General features: G+C 54.0%; 13 protein-coding genes. 12 read left to right on the top strand and 1 reads right to left on the bottom strand.

Features of this window, described 5'->3' with window-relative positions; all coding sequences use genetic code 11:
• The first annotated feature begins 168 nt into the window (after positions 1-168).
• The 12 genes from EJP87_RS07790 (at position 169) to EJP87_RS07735 (ending at position 13,100) form a co-directional block, all read left to right on the top strand.
• Complete coding sequence (locus tag EJP87_RS07790) at positions 169-639, top strand: methyl-accepting chemotaxis protein (RefSeq protein WP_130471300.1); 471 nt, start codon at positions 169-171, stop codon at positions 637-639.
• 105 nt (positions 640-744) lie between these two features.
• Positions 745-2,970, top strand: coding sequence for a PAS domain S-box protein (locus tag EJP87_RS07785; RefSeq protein WP_130471299.1), 2,226 nt, complete (start codon positions 745-747; stop codon positions 2,968-2,970).
• A gap of 93 nt (positions 2,971-3,063) precedes the next feature.
• A complete protein-coding gene (locus EJP87_RS07780; protein WP_130471298.1) occupies positions 3,064-3,528 on the top strand; it encodes a response regulator in 465 nt (154 codons plus the stop codon).
• Entirely contained in the window at positions 3,521-4,447 is a 927-nt protein-coding gene (locus tag EJP87_RS07775; protein WP_193771229.1) for a response regulator, read from the top strand. Before EJP87_RS07780 ends, EJP87_RS07775 begins: the two co-directional genes overlap by 8 nt.
• Before the next feature lie 93 nt (positions 4,448-4,540).
• Positions 4,541-4,831: a circadian clock KaiB family protein gene (locus EJP87_RS07770; RefSeq protein WP_130471296.1), complete on the top strand. Its 291-nt coding sequence runs from the start codon at positions 4,541-4,543 to the stop codon at positions 4,829-4,831.
• Positions 4,832-4,850: 19 nt separating this feature from the next.
• Positions 4,851-6,368: a circadian clock protein KaiC gene (gene kaiC, locus EJP87_RS07765; protein ID WP_130471295.1), complete on the top strand. Its 1,518-nt coding sequence runs from the start codon at positions 4,851-4,853 to the stop codon at positions 6,366-6,368.
• Positions 6,369-8,660: a response regulator gene (locus EJP87_RS07760; RefSeq protein WP_130471294.1), complete on the top strand. Its 2,292-nt coding sequence runs from the start codon at positions 6,369-6,371 to the stop codon at positions 8,658-8,660. It abuts the gene before it with no gap.
• A complete protein-coding gene (gene cobU / locus EJP87_RS07755) occupies positions 8,635-9,195 on the top strand; it encodes a bifunctional adenosylcobinamide kinase/adenosylcobinamide-phosphate guanylyltransferase (RefSeq protein ID WP_227657523.1) in 561 nt (186 codons plus the stop codon). The genes EJP87_RS07760 and cobU overlap by 26 nt, the downstream gene beginning before the upstream one ends.
• Positions 9,192-10,250: a nicotinate-nucleotide--dimethylbenzimidazole phosphoribosyltransferase gene (cobT, locus tag EJP87_RS07750; protein ID WP_130471293.1), complete on the top strand. Its 1,059-nt coding sequence runs from the start codon at positions 9,192-9,194 to the stop codon at positions 10,248-10,250. The genes cobU and cobT overlap by 4 nt, the downstream gene beginning before the upstream one ends.
• Positions 10,237-10,986 carry an adenosylcobinamide-GDP ribazoletransferase gene (locus EJP87_RS07745; RefSeq protein WP_130471292.1) on the top strand — a complete coding sequence of 250 codons (750 nt, stop codon included), beginning with the start codon at positions 10,237-10,239 and terminating at the stop codon, positions 10,984-10,986. The genes cobT and EJP87_RS07745 overlap by 14 nt, the downstream gene beginning before the upstream one ends.
• Before the next feature lie 99 nt (positions 10,987-11,085).
• Positions 11,086-12,315: a type IV pilus assembly protein FimV gene (locus tag EJP87_RS07740; protein ID WP_130471291.1), complete on the top strand. Its 1,230-nt coding sequence runs from the start codon at positions 11,086-11,088 to the stop codon at positions 12,313-12,315.
• The gene (locus EJP87_RS07735; RefSeq protein WP_130471290.1) at positions 12,312-13,100 is read left to right on the top strand and encodes an energy-coupling factor transporter transmembrane component T family protein; all 789 of its coding nucleotides are present in this window, start codon (positions 12,312-12,314) and stop codon (positions 13,098-13,100) included. Before EJP87_RS07740 ends, EJP87_RS07735 begins: the two co-directional genes overlap by 4 nt.
• Before the next feature lie 10 nt (positions 13,101-13,110).
• Here EJP87_RS07735 and EJP87_RS17750 read toward each other — a convergent pair.
• On the bottom strand, positions 13,111-14,158 hold a 1,048-nt coding region (locus tag EJP87_RS17750), incomplete at its 5' end, for a DNA repair protein RecN (RefSeq protein ID WP_227657522.1).

The raw sequence follows: 14,158 nt of genomic DNA, 5'->3' as shown, positions 1-14,158 counted from the left end.
CCAGTATTTTCTTTCGACAATGTCATGAAAGATTGGTCTGTGATCCTGACCCAACTGGCAGAATCACCGCGAAAACGTAAGCGACAAATGGCTGTATCGGGGAAAACATGTTAGCGCATATGGGGCAACACCCGTGAAGCCAGCGTCGCCACTCAACAGACCTCCACATTGATTGAACGGTTGCGCAACAGCAACGTCGGTATTTTACAAGCAGTGGACGATCAATCCCAAGCGCTGGATGAAATCTCCCGCTCGATGAGCGATGTGGCACGGGAAACCGGTGATGTCACCCAAGAGGTGCACGTGGCCGGTGACGGCATTAAAGAGTTGACCCGCAACGTCAATGAAATTACCCTGGGAGTTGCTGATGTCACCCGTAGCGTCCTGGGCGCCAGCGTCAATATGAATGATTCACGGGAAAATATTCGCGATGTCGCCAATGGTGCCGCAAAAGTCAGCACCGATGTGCAACAAGCCAATCAAGCCGCCAAAGAGATGGTCGATCATGCCCGTGATGTTACCCATACCGCCGATGGCATTCAACAGGTCAGTAAAGAGGTCATGCAGCAAGCCAGTGCCATGCGGCGCATTGCCATGGAACTGGATCAGGCACTGCAACGCTTTAGCATGCACGAATAAAGAGACTATACACGATTAATACGCTGACATTGGGGTATGCACAATTAAATACAAATTAAAACAACCGGTTCTATTGCTTGCACTACTTGTTTGGGTGACCATAAGTTGAAAACAAATTATTTGCTGCAAGCAACTCTCTTGCTCCTGGTGGCCAGCGCCTGTCTCATTGCCGGCATCTTCTCTGTCTATTGGCCCTGGCCAGAGACAAGTAGAGAGCTATCGCACACTCCTCTGCCCTATCCAGAGATTGCTTCTGGACCGCTCTTTGCCGCACTGTTTCTGTTGCTTGCAGCCTTGCTGATCTCCTATTGGTACCAAAAAAAAATTGGCCAGCAATACCAAAAACTCCTGCAACAGCAACAAGAATATACAGAACATCTCTACCGCTCAGAACAAAAATTTCGCACCCTGATCGAAACAGCCAACGATGCCATTTTTATCGCAGATGCCGGCAATGGACAACTCCTGGATGCCAATCGCAAAGCAGAAGAGCTGCTCGGTCGCTCCGCTCATGAGCTGATCGGACGCTCCTTGACCATCCTCCATCCCCCAGAAGAGGCCGAATATTATATCCACCTGTTTCAAGAACATGTGCGCACTGGTGGCATAGATACCATAGAAGCAGAAGTCATCCACCAAAATGGTCAGCGCATCCCCGTGGAAATTCGTGCCGGACTCTGCGACCTCGGCTCCATCCGTCTGGTGCATGGCAATTTTCGTGATGTGTCACAACGCAAAAAAAATCAGGAAACTTTGCAAAAGGCTTTAACGCAAGTCGCCGAAAGTCAAGCCACACTGCAGGCCATTCTCGATCGCACCGCCTCAGTCATTTTTCTGAAAGATAGTGATGGTCGCTATCTGCTGGTCAACCGTGCCTTTGAACTGCTGCTCGGCAAAAACAGTCTGGAGATCATCGGCTGTAGTGATTATGAGCTCTTTCCTCCCGCCTTGGCTGCCCTGTATCATGAAAACGATCAAAGAGCCCTTCAGCAAAATATCCTGGAAATAGAAGAGTTTATTCCACAACCTGACGGTCTGCACACCTTTTTGGTCACCAAGTTTCCTCTCCTCGATCTGCAGGGAATGCCCTATGCGGTCGCCGGTGTGGCTACTGATATTACCGAACGCAAACAAATGGAGAGCGCTTTACGGGAAAATGAACGTTTTTCCCGCTCGATCATCAATGCTCTGCCCGAACCACTCTGCGTGCTCGACCAAACAGGCACAATCCTGGCAGTCAATCAAGCCTGGATGCAGCCTCCCCAATTGCCCTTCGCGCAAATCCCCTTCGGTCATCTGCAGGAAGGAAGCAACTATCTTAAAGCCTGCTGCGCAGAAGAGAGCCCAAACAGCCCCAGCCGGCAGTTTGCCGAGACCATCTCCAAAATCATCCGCAGCGAACTCTCTCAGCAGAGCATGGAGTTTCATTGGCCCGAACAACGCCACGGTCGATGGTTTATTGGCACCATCACACCTTTTCAAAGCGATGGACCGCTGCGCCTCCTGGTGATGCGTCAGGAGACAACCCGTATCAAACAAGCAGAGATGATGCAGCGCCATCTGACCACAGTTCTGGACGAACAGGTTGCCCAACGCACCCGTGAATTGCAACGATCCAACCAGGATCTGCAACAGTTTGCCTATATCGCCTCCCACGACCTGCAAGAACCGTTACGGCAAATCAGCGGTTTCGTACAACTGCTGAAACGTCGTTATCATGGGCAATTGGACGAAAAAGCTGATCAATTTATCGATTTTACTGCCGAGGGATGTCAACGCATGCAGGAGTTGATCAACAGTCTGCTCGGCTATTCTCGTGTCGGCACCCACCCCATTCATATACAGCCGCTTGTCGCTGACCAACTGGTGCAACGAGCCATGGAAAATTTGCACCTGACCATCCAGGAATCCTCGGCGCAGATCACCTGTGGCACTCTGCCTACGCTATGGGGAGATCAGCAGCAACTGGTGCAACTGTTGCAAAATCTGTTAAGCAATGCCATTAAATTTCGCCTCCCCGGTCAGATTCCACACATTGATATTGCCGCCAAACCCTATCAAAACTCCTGGATTATCACAATCAAGGATGATGGAATCGGTATCGATCCTACCCATCAAGAGCGTATTTTTGAAATTTTCCAACGCTTGAACAGTCGAGTCAGCTATAGTGGCACCGGCATTGGTCTCTCCATCTGCAAACGCATTGTCGAGCGCCATAACGGTTGGATGATGGTTGAATCGGTTCCAGGAGAGGGGAGTGCCTTCTCCTTTTTTCTGCCTGCCCCACAACAAACAAACGAAGAAGCAGAGAAGTTCTCTTCCTCCCTGTAAAATTAACATCGACTCACACTAAATATTCTTTACATTGGGGATCAGTTTTTCCCATAATCAGACAAGCAGGGGACAAAGGAGAGAAGACAATCGATGGACGATTCTGTGCAACCCATAGAAATTCTTCTGATTGAAGATAATCCTGGCGATATTGCTCTGACCAAAGAGGCTTTGTTGGAGAGCAAAATCAATAATCGTCTGCATGCGGTCTATGATGGCGAACAGGCGTTGGCTTTTGTGCGCCGACAAGATCCCTACCAGAATGCACCCCGTCCCGATCTGATTTTGCTGGATCTCAATCTGCCTCGGCGCAATGGCCGCGAGGTACTGCAGGAAATCAAACAAGATCCCACGCTGAGAGCCATCCCGGTTGTCATCCTGACCACCTCCCGCGACGAAGAGGATATTCTGCGCTCCTACGCCCTGCATGCAAATTGTTATGTCAGTAAACCCGTTGATCTGGAAAAGTTTTTCCAGGTCATCCGCTCCATTGAACAGTTTTGGTTTACCGTGGTCAAACTGCCGCAAATTGACAAACCAGGAGCTCGCATTGCTTGATCCTTTTGGCCAACCTTTTGCCGGTGCCGAGCTTTCGTCAGCAATCCACTATCCGGTTTTGCTGATTGAGGATGATCCTGCTTTTGCCCATCTGCTGCAGGAGTGGTTGCACGAAAGTCAACACAACTCCTCGGCAAGCGCCGCTTTGCCGCAACTGCACCTGACACAGGTAACCACCCTGCAAGAGGCTGTTAACCAGATTTCTGCTCAGAGTTTTGCCGCCGTGGTGGTCGATCTTAATCTTCCAGACAGCCAAGGGATGGATACCTACATCCGTTTGCAAAAAACCGCTTCCTTTCTGCCCATCGTGGTGCTTTCCGGCCTGGAAGATGAGTCGTTGGCCCTGCAAACGATGCGTTTGGGCGCCCAAGACTACCTGATTAAAGCACAAATCACCGGCCCACTGCTGCAACGAGCTGTCCGTTATGCCGTCGAACGCTTCTCCCTGCGGCAAGAACTGCTCGATGTGCAAGAGTCGGAACGGCGTGCACAAGAACGTATCTTTCTGGATCGCATCGTCAAACGCAGCAATGTCTCCTCTGCTTTGCTCGGCGTACCGCCCATTAAACAAAGTTTGCCGGATCTGTTCAGTAAATTCTCGGATCGTTTTGCCGATACTCTGGAACAGGCTATCGAACAGCGCACCCATAAAGTAAACTATGATCTTTCGGCTGTTCTGGCCGATATTGCCCGTGAATTAAGCTTTTTGAAGTGTGGTCCACGCGATGTGGTGGAAATCTATCTGGAAGCACTCAACCGCTTAAGCGGAAAACATAATCCTGCTCGCGAACAAGCCTATAGCGAGGAAGGACGGTTGCTCACCCTGCAACTGATGGGTCTGCTGGTCTCCCAATACCGTCCCTATGCTTTGCGGATTGGCAAACCACCCAGCAGAGAGCCCTCTCCAGAGAAAAGATGATGCAATCAATGTTAGTGAAAAAGTTAGACACAAGCGCAAGAGCTGTCGAGCGCACCCAATCATGTTTGCCCAGCACCAGCAAGGAATCGACCGATGGCTGAAAAGGAAACCTATCAGTTAAAACTCTACATCACCGGGCATACCCACCGATCGGCACAAGCCATTTCCAACCTGCAACGGATCTGCGATCAGGAGTTGGTCGACTATGAGTTGCTGGTCATCGATGTGTTGGAACATCCCGGATTGGCCGAAGATGAAAAAATTTTGGCAACACCTACCTTGATTCGTGAACTACCCCCACCCTTGCGTCGCATCATCGGCGACCTTTCCAATACGGAAAAGGTATTGTTGGGACTGGATCTTAAACCAATCCGCAGCAAATAAACGCTGCAAGGAGCATGTCATGGAACCCAAGCACTCTCTCTCCCCTCTGATCAAACTGAGTACTGGCATCGAAGGTTTTGATTTGATTGCTGAGGGGGGATTGCCCATGGGCCGCACCACCTTGGTCGCTGGTACGGCAGGAAGCGCCAAAACGGTTTTCGCTGCCCAGTTTCTTGCCGAGGGAATCCGTCGCAAACAACAAGCCGGGGTCTTCGTTACCTTTGAAGAGCCCCCGGCAGATATTCGCCGCAACCTGTTGTCAATGTCCTGGGATATTGAACAATGGGAAAAAGATGGTCTGTGGGCCTTTGTCGATGCCTCACCCTTGCCCGGTTTGGAACAGATTGAAGCCGGTGATTTTGATCTTGGCGCCCTTCTCGCCCGGATTGAACACGCCATCCATCAAGTCTCGGCCAAGCGTGTCGCTATCGACTCCCTGGGAGCGGTCTTTTCGCAGTTTACCCACAGCTATTTGGTCCGCGAAGAGATGCGGCGCCTGGGTGCCGCTCTGCGCAACTTGGGCATCACCGCCGTCATGACCGCAGAAAGAACCCAGGAGTTTGGTGAAATCGCCCGCTTTGGCGTGGAAGAGTTTGTCGCCGATAATGTGGTGATCCTGCGCAATGTCCTCGAAGATGAAAAACGACGGCGTACCGTGGAGATTCTTAAATTTCGGGGCACCACCCACCAAAAAGGAGAATATCCCTTCACCGTCCTCCCCGATAGCGGCATCGTGGTCATCCCGGTCTCCGCCATCGAACTGAAACAACGCTCCTCCGATCGCCGCGTCTCCTCCGGCAATCCCGAACTGGATCGTATGACCGGAGGCGGCTTTTTCCAGGACTCCTTGATTCTGGTCTCCGGCGCTACCGGCTGCGGCAAAACCTTGATGACTGCTGAATTTATCGCCGCCAGCATCACCCAAGGTGAACGCTGCCTCCTCTTTGCCTACGAAGAGAGCCGGGAACAACTCTTCCGCAATGCCCGTGGCTGGGGATATGATTTTAATAAATATGAACAGGAAGGTCTGTTGCAGGTGATCTGCGCCTATCCAGAAACCGCTGGCCTCGAAGACCATCTGATTAAGATCAAATCACATATCGATTCGTTCAAACCGCGACGGGTCGCTGTGGACAGCGTCTCCGCCCTGGAACGGGTCGCTACCAGTCGGGGCTTCCGCGAATTTATCATCTCCCTGGCCTCGTTCGTGAAACAACGGGAGATCCCCGGAATGTTTACCGCAACAACCGCCAATTTGATGGGAGGCCCCTCTATCACCGAATCCCACTTCTCTTCCATCACCGATACCATTATCCTTCTCCGTTATGTGGAGATGCTCGGTGAAATGCGTCGCGGGATCACTGTGTTGAAAATGCGCGGCTCTATGCACGAAAAAGAGATTCGCGAATTTACTATCGATGGTCAAGGTATGCACATTAATGCTCCCTTCCGTAACATTATCGGTATTCTCTCCGGTCGCCCGGAATTTATCACCCCAGGCGAAATGGAACGAATGGGCCGCCTGTTCAATGACTGAATGATGACTCCTCTCACCCCAACCATCCCCTCCACCAACCCTGCACTCTCCCTGTTGTTGGTGGAGGATGATCCTGCAGAAGCACTCTTGATCAGAGAGTATCTGGCACAAGAGAGGGATTATCCTTTCTCCATCGATCATGTGCTGCGCCTGGATCAAATTCCCGATCGCTTGCAAAAACAACGCTATGCCGTCATCCTGCTTGACCTCAATCTGCCCGATAGCCAGGGTTTGCAAACCGTCGTGCGCTGCCGCGCCATGACCAATGAACTGCCTATCGTGGTCATGACCGGTTATGGTGATCGACAAACCGCTATCCAAGCGCTGCGCCAGGGAGCTCAAGACTATATCCTCAAAGGCAGTGTCGAACCGGGTGAAATGCTCACCCGCGTCCTCAGCTTTGCCATTGAACGGCATAATATCCAAACCCAATTGCAGGAAAGTTATGACAGCTTTCGCAATATCGTCTCCAACAATACCGACGGCATCCTGATACTCGATCTGCACGGCTATGTCTGCTTTGCCAATCCTGCCATCGCCACCCTCTTTGCCGGTAAATCTTTACAGGTTGGAGACCTTTTTGGCTTTCCCATCGTTGTCAATGAGGCCACCGAACTGGATATTGTCCCCTTCGGTCCGCATCGTCGTATCGCCGAAATGCGCGTTTCCCACACCCAATGGCACGGACAAAATGCCTTTCTGGCCAGTTTGCGCGACATCACCCAACGCAAACAACTGGAAGAGGAGATGTGGCGCGCCAAAAAAGGTGCCGAATTGGCCAACCAAGCCAAAAGCAGCTTTCTGGCTGTCATGAGCCATGAAATCCGTACCCCCATCGGTGCCATCATCGGTATCATCGATCTGTTGGAAGAGTCTCCCCTCGATCAGGAACAAAAAGAGTTTGTCGGCTGGCTCAAAGAGTCCAGCGAATCCCTGCTCACCTTGATCAACGATATTCTCGACATCTCCAAAGTGGAAGCCGGAGAACTGGAACTGGTATGTGCCGAGTTCAGCCTCAAAGATCTCCTGCACGGTGTCACCCAGATCATCCGTCATCGCATCCAGCAAAAAGGCCTGTATTTTCATATCGAATGGCATCCAGAAACCCCGACCGCTATTGTCGGTGACTCCGCACGCATGCGCCAGATTTTGCTCAATCTGCTCAGTAATGCCGTCAAGTTTACCCAGCAAGGCAGCATCCGCTTGCGCATCTTTGCCAAACAACAAGAAAATGAGGGTGCATGGCTGCACTTTGAGGTCATTGATACCGGGATCGGCATTCCCCAACAACGCCAAAGTGTCATTTTTGATGATTATGTACAGGCCGATCCCACTATTGCACGCCGCTATGGCGGTACCGGCCTGGGCTTGGGTATCAGCAAACGTCTGGCACACCTGATGGGAGGCCGCATCAGCCTCAGCTCTCAGGAAGGCGAAGGAAGCTGTTTTACCCTGCAATTACCCCTCGAACGACCAGCGCATATACCCGCACGCCTGCTGGCCAGTCAAACACAAACAGAAGCTCCTGCCAGTTATGATCTGAGTGGACGGCGCGTGCTTTTATTGGAGTGCAGCCCCGTAGAACGCCTGGTTCTTAGCCGCGCCTTGGCCAGCACCGGCTTGGCCGTACAAGAGTGCGCCACCTGGGAAGAGTCCCTGGAAATGCTGCGGCAAACAGCCCATCAAAGAGCCCTCTTCCATCTTTTACTGATTGGCAATCCCCGCCTCAACCTGGCAAATGGTTTGCAACTGCTGCGTCGTGACGCCTCCTATAACGGTCAGCCAATAGTACTCCTGGGCGATGCCTGGCAATCCTTGGCCCTGGCAGAACTCTACGATCTCTCCCTACCCGGACATCTTTGCAAATGTGCCAACGAACAGATGTTGGATACCATTATCCCGCTGCTGCAACAAGAACGCGCCCTGCGCATCCTGGTGGTCGATGATATGACAGAGATCCGGCAAATGATCCACGCCTTTCTCAAACGCACCCCCCATCGCCTGGAAAGCTGTGAGAATGGCTTTACTGCCGTCGAACTATACAAAAACAACAACTTCGATCTCATCCTCATGGATACGGAAATGCCGGTGATGAACGGCATCGAAGCGACTAAAGCTATTCGCACCTGGGAACAGGAACAGCAGTTGCGGCGCACCCCCATCTTGACCTTCTCCGCCACCATCTTGAAAGAGTTGCAATCAGCCGCTCTTGCCGCCGGTTGCGACGGTATTTTGGCCAAACCTATCCATAAACAACAGCTCCTGAATGTCATCAGACGTTATGCCCAATAGCCTGCTGCCACTCTATCCGCACCTGCTCCTGGGTGGAACCCGTTCAGGAAAAAGTCGCCATGCCTGCCGCTTGGCCGAAGAGAGCTCTCTGCCTGTGCTGCTGATCGCCACCGCTTATGCCTCAGATTCTGAAATGGCTGAACGTATCCAACAGCATAAACTGAATCGACCAACCCATTGGCAGGTGATCGAAGAACCCCTCGCCCTGGCCGCCACCCTGCGCACGGTCCTGGACCACCAGCGCTTGGTTCTGGTAGATTGTCTTACCTTGTGGCTGACCAATCTGTTGCTGACAGACCATGGAGAACGACTTGCCGCAGAACAACAAGCCTTGCTGGAGTGTGTGCAGGACAATAGCGCCCCTCTGCTTTTGGTCAGCAATGAAAGCGGATTGGGCATCACCCCAATGGGAGAGTTAACCCGCCGTTTTGTGGATGCAAATGGCCGTTTGAATCAAGAGTTGGCAGAGATCTGCCCGCGCGTGACCTGGATTGTTGCCGGACTCCCACACCCCCTCAAAGGTGGAAACCTATGACCCGCTGCCAATGGCTGTTTGATCCCATCCCCGCACCCAATCCGCAACGCCAACTGCAAGCAGAACAACACCAGGCACAATTAACCAAACCACCAGGCTCCCTGGGGAGGCTGGAAACCTTGGCCATCCAATTGTCTGCCCTGCAGGATCAAGCCAAACCTGAAATCGATCCAGCCCGTTGCGTGGTCTTTGCTGCCGATCATGGCATCACCGCTGCCGGAGTCTCGGCTTTTCCGCAATCGGTCACCATGGAGATGATTCGCAACTTTTGCCACGGTGGTGCCGCCATTTCCGTGTTGGCCCGCCATGCCGGGGCCTCCCTGGAGGTGGTGGATGTGGGTGCCCTGCAGGATCCCGCTCCCTTGCCCCTGTTGATCTCGCAACGAGTCAGCAGCGGCTCACGCGATTTTCGCTACCAAACCGCCATGACTCCCGAACAACAGGATCAAGCCTTCGAGGTCGGCAAGCAGGCGGTTGAACGCGCCCAGGCCGAGGGCTGCCGTCTGTTGATCGGCGGTGAAATGGGCATCGGCAACAGTACCAGCGCCACTGCAACCTTGGCCGCCCTCTTGGGCGCCTCGCCCGGACAATTGACCGGACCGGGTACCGGCCTCTCGCCAAGCGGGGTTGCCCATAAAGTCAAAGTCATCGAAGCGGCCCTGCGCACCCATCAGCATCGCCTGATGGAGCCACTCTCCATCCTCGGCGCCGTCGGGGGACTGGAGATCTGCGCTCTGACCGGCTTCTATCTGGCCGCCGCCCAACAGCGCATCCCTCTGCTGGTGGATGGCTTTATCGCCAGCGTCGCCGCACTGGCTGCCTGGAAATTGCAACCGGATCTGCTGCCATGGCTCTTCTTCGCCCATCGCTCCACCGAACCTGGCTTTCAAGCCCTGACCTTCGCCATGTCTGTCCAACCCATCCTGGACCTGAATATGCGTCTCGGTGAAGGCAGCGGCGCTGCCGTCGCCCTGCCCATCCTGCGCATGGCCTGTGCCCTGCACCGAGAAATGGCCACCTTTGCCGAAGCTGCCGTCTCTCGTGCCCATTCTTAGAGCCCTGCTCATCGCCCTGGGGCTGCTCACCCGCTTTCCCTTGCCCACACTCCAACCAACTGCCACCGAAAACGAGTATGGTCGCTCGGTACTGGCCTACCCCCTGGTCGGCGCCCTCATCGGCCTTCTGCTGACCCTCGCAGCCATCCTGCTTCTGCCCTGGATCCCCAAACTTATCCTGGCCTCAGCACTCCTGATACTCTGGGTATGGTGCAGCGGAGCCCTGCATCTCGATGGCTTGGCCGATAGCGCCGATGCCTGGGTCGGCGGCATGGGTGATCGACAGCGCACCCTGCAACTGATGAAAGATCCCCACTGCGGCAGCAGCGCCGTGGTTACCCTCGTTCTCCTCCTGCTGCTCAAATGGAGCAGCTTGCTTACCCTGCTGGACTCCCCCCATCTTCCTCTCTTCTGGCTCTCCCCCTTCCTGGGCCGCTCGGCACTCCTCCTTCTGCTTCTCACCACCCCCTACGTGCGCCCGGAAGGTATGGGCGCCAGCGCCGCCCGCTCCCTGCCGCACAAAAGCGGCTGGCTGCTCCTGCTCTCCCTCACCCTCCTCTGCTGTCTCCTGGCCTGGCCACTGGCTCTGCTGGCTATCACCAGTCTGCTGCTGCTCTTTGTCCTCTTCCGCCAAGCGCTACTGAAACGTTTGTCCGGTACCACCGGTGATACCGCCGGAGCTCTCTGCGAATTAAGTGAAACCATCACCCTGCTCGCTCTCACCCTCGCTCCCTAAATCGACAACACCTGCACATCCCCAACCCATAAACCCATTGTGCACGATTCTTGCGAGTCACCCGGCACCTTAACCATTTAATGAATGACAGGATGCCTCATGATCACTCTCTCCCGCACCTCCTTTCCTCCACAAATGGCCCTCTTCGCGGCACTCATGCTCCTCTCTCTGTCTGCGGCGGGAGCTGCCTTTGCACAGAATAATATCCCGGTTTCTAAACATAATGCACAAGCCTCGACAACTCCCGCAAGCTATGGACCTGTCAAAAAAGGGGATAGTTTGGCCTCGATAGCACGACAGTGGCTTCCTGCTGATCTGCCGCTGCGCCAACGCCTGGTCGCTATCCGCAAAAAAAATCGCGACCGTCATCCCTTTAACACCATCCATGCCTTGCCCGTCGGAATCTCCCTGCTCCTGCCCACACGCGCCGAGATCCTGCAAGTCAGCGAACAAGAGATTGCACAACTCTTTGGCCAAGCCAGCTCTCTTGCCAGCCAATACGCGCACTCCGCGCCCACACCAACCACTACAGCCCCCAACAAACACTCTCAGCCAAAGCTGGCCGCTGCCAACACAACCAGTCACGCCTCTGCTCTGAGCACAACTCTTCCCCCTCTGCCCGCACAACGTGTTACTGCCAACACGGCCAGTCACAGCTCCGCTCGACACCCCACTCTCCCCCCTCTAGCAGTTCAGCAGGTTGAAACGCCGCAAAATCCAGTACAACAGATTGATCTGCAAGCAGAACCATTGGGGGAGATTCTGCAAGAAGAGCAGGAGATAGAGTTTCTCTCCGATCAGTTGGCCGAAACTGGTGAACGACTGCAACGCCTGGAACAGCAATCCTTGCACACAACTCTCCCATCCTCCCCTCTCAACGGACTCAACTCTCTACCCGTTGCCAGCAGCACCCTTCCTGATCTGGCATGGAGCCCCTCTCCCCTCATGGAACAGCATACACCGACGTGGGATAACCTCTCTTCCACAACCGATGATTGGTATAGCCAAAAGGGGCTAATAGCCACTTTGCTCTCTTTGCTGGCCATATTTTTCCTGCTCAAAAACAGGAGATATTTATCATGGGCCGCAGCCACCAGCCCACAATCCACCGCCACCCCGATACCCCAACCGCTCATCCCTCTCAGCGCAGCACCCTCTCCTGCCCAACAGAGCAGCTCTTCTTTGGGAGAGACACGTCACAATGCTGCCGCTTACCCCTCCTGCCGCAAACAGGAGGATGCCATGAGCATGGCTTGGAGCAAAGAAGAGGAGGATTCCCTCTTCAATAACATGTTGAAAAACTCTACTGCCATTCGCGTGCCGGCATGACCACTTGGCACGTACCCACACGCAGCAGACAAAACTCTTTTCTGCATCAGTGTGACCCTCGTGCCAAATTGGCTGCCTTGGTTCTCTTGGCCCCGCTTCTCTATCGACACCCCATACTCTCCTGGGAGTGGCTGGGCTCGATATTATTATTATTGTTTATTGTTCAAGATACCTTCCTGCTCTGGATCCACTCACTGGGACGGCAGATCTGGCGTCTGCGTTGGCTGTTTCTGACCATCCTCCTGCTGCATGGCCTGCTGACCCCTGGGGAAGAGGTGTGGGACTATCTGCCTTGGTTGACCTGGCAGGGAGTGCGAGAAGGGGTGCAACAGTTGTTTCGTATCATGCTGTTGATCACCTTTGCCTGGGTCTTGGTTCGCACCACAACCCCCCTGCATTGGGTTACGGGAATCTATCGTCTTTTTTCCGGCCTGGAACGTTTGGGCATCCCCATCCAACAAGGTTGTGCCCTGCTCGCCTTCTCCCTGGGCACTATTCCCACCTTGTTACAAGAGGCCCATCATATACGAGAAGAGAGATCTTTGCGCCAGTCTGCCCCGCAACAAAGCTGGTCGGAACGTTTCGAGCAGCTTGCGGCAAATGGCTCCGCCCTGCTGTTTCGGCTTATGCGCCGGGCCAGCGCACAAGAAGAGAGTTTATTGCTTCGTGGTATCAAAACTGGCCTGCCCTTCGTCATTCTGCATGAAGAGCATTGGCATTGGCGCGATTGGCTGTTGTCGGGATGGCCGGTTTTGCTCTGGCTCTTTTCCTGGCTTAACACCTAAAAAAAAGCCTTTATTCTTCATCCTGCAAGCGGGATGCAGACAATAAAGCTTCGGCATGTTCTCGTGCTGCTTGGGTAATCACCTCTCCTGCCAACATGCGCGCCAACTCTTCACGACGCTCATTTTGCGATAAAGGATGCACCATCACCCTAGTGACCTCTCCATCGCTCTGTTTTTCCACCTTCAAGTGTTGATCCCCCCAGGCAGCCACCTGGGGCAGATGGGTAATGGCCAACACCTGACGGGCCCGCGCGATTCTGGCCATCCTGGCTCCAATACTGGAAGCAACCCGACCTCCCACGCCCACATCCACCTCATCAAACAACAAGGTAGTCACTGGCAGAAGATGTGCCAGAGAGCTTTTTAACGCCAAGGTAATCCGCGACAGCTCCCCGCCAGAGGCAATGAGATGCAGTGGTTTCAGAGGCTCTCCGGGATTGGGACTAATCAATAATTGCACATCATCCAGCCCACTGGCCCGTGGTTCATGACGACTGCTCTGCAGCTCTGCCGCAAAACGGGCACTGCTCATATAGAGCTCAGCCAACTCCTGTTCAATCGTCTGAGCCAAACGCAGCGCTGCCTCTTGCCGAGAGGCGGTCAACAGAGCTGCTGTCTGCAGATAATCGCTGCGTGCCTTGGCATAGGCTTGTGCCAACTCGCTCTCCCGCTCCTCCAGGGAGTCCAATTGCTGCAACTCCTCTTGCCACTCCTGGCGCAAAACCGGCAGTTGTTCGACCTCGCGGCGATGTTTGCGTGCCAAACGACGCAACGCATCCAGACGCTCTTCAATCTGGGCCAATTGTGCCGGATCCAACTCCAAGCCATGCAGATAGTCTCTGATGCGCTCTCCGGCATCCTCCAATTCATACTGCAGAGAGCGCAGCGTCTCGGCAAGAGGCTGCACGGAAGCATCCAAGAGACTGGCATTTTCCAACTCTGTTGCGGCCCGCCCACTGAGCGATGAGGCTGATTGATTTTGTTCCAAGATCACAGCCAGGGCCAGACGCGCCGACTGCTCCAAACGGCTGGCATGGGCAAGGCGAGAGCGTTGTTGT

Source organism: Candidatus Magnetaquicoccus inordinatus, assembly GCF_004217665.1.
GTDB classification, from domain to species: domain Bacteria; phylum Pseudomonadota; class Magnetococcia; order Magnetococcales; family Magnetaquicoccaceae; genus Magnetaquicoccus; species Magnetaquicoccus inordinatus.
Note: the sequence above shows the minus strand (reverse complement) of the source record. Positions and strands in the feature narration are given on the sequence as shown.

What these genes read in the sequence shown, in the direction of transcription:
- EJP87_RS07780 (WP_130471298.1), top strand. Translation starts at nt 3,064, where the DNA reads ATGGACGATTCTGTGCAACCCATAGAAATTCTTCTGATTGAAGATAAT.
- EJP87_RS07770 (WP_130471296.1), top strand. Translation starts at nt 4,541, where the DNA reads ATGGCTGAAAAGGAAACCTATCAGTTAAAACTCTACATCACCGGGCAT.
- kaiC (WP_130471295.1), top strand. Translation starts at nt 4,851, where the DNA reads ATGGAACCCAAGCACTCTCTCTCCCCTCTGATCAAACTGAGTACTGGC.
- EJP87_RS07760 (WP_130471294.1), top strand. Translation starts at nt 6,369, where the DNA reads ATGATGACTCCTCTCACCCCAACCATCCCCTCCACCAACCCTGCACTC.
- cobU (WP_227657523.1), top strand. Translation starts at nt 8,635, where the DNA reads ATGTCATCAGACGTTATGCCCAATAGCCTGCTGCCACTCTATCCGCAC.
- cobT (WP_130471293.1), top strand. Translation starts at nt 9,192, where the DNA reads ATGACCCGCTGCCAATGGCTGTTTGATCCCATCCCCGCACCCAATCCG.
- EJP87_RS07740 (WP_130471291.1), top strand. Translation starts at nt 11,086, where the DNA reads ATGATCACTCTCTCCCGCACCTCCTTTCCTCCACAAATGGCCCTCTTC.
- EJP87_RS07735 (WP_130471290.1), top strand. Translation starts at nt 12,312, where the DNA reads ATGACCACTTGGCACGTACCCACACGCAGCAGACAAAACTCTTTTCTG.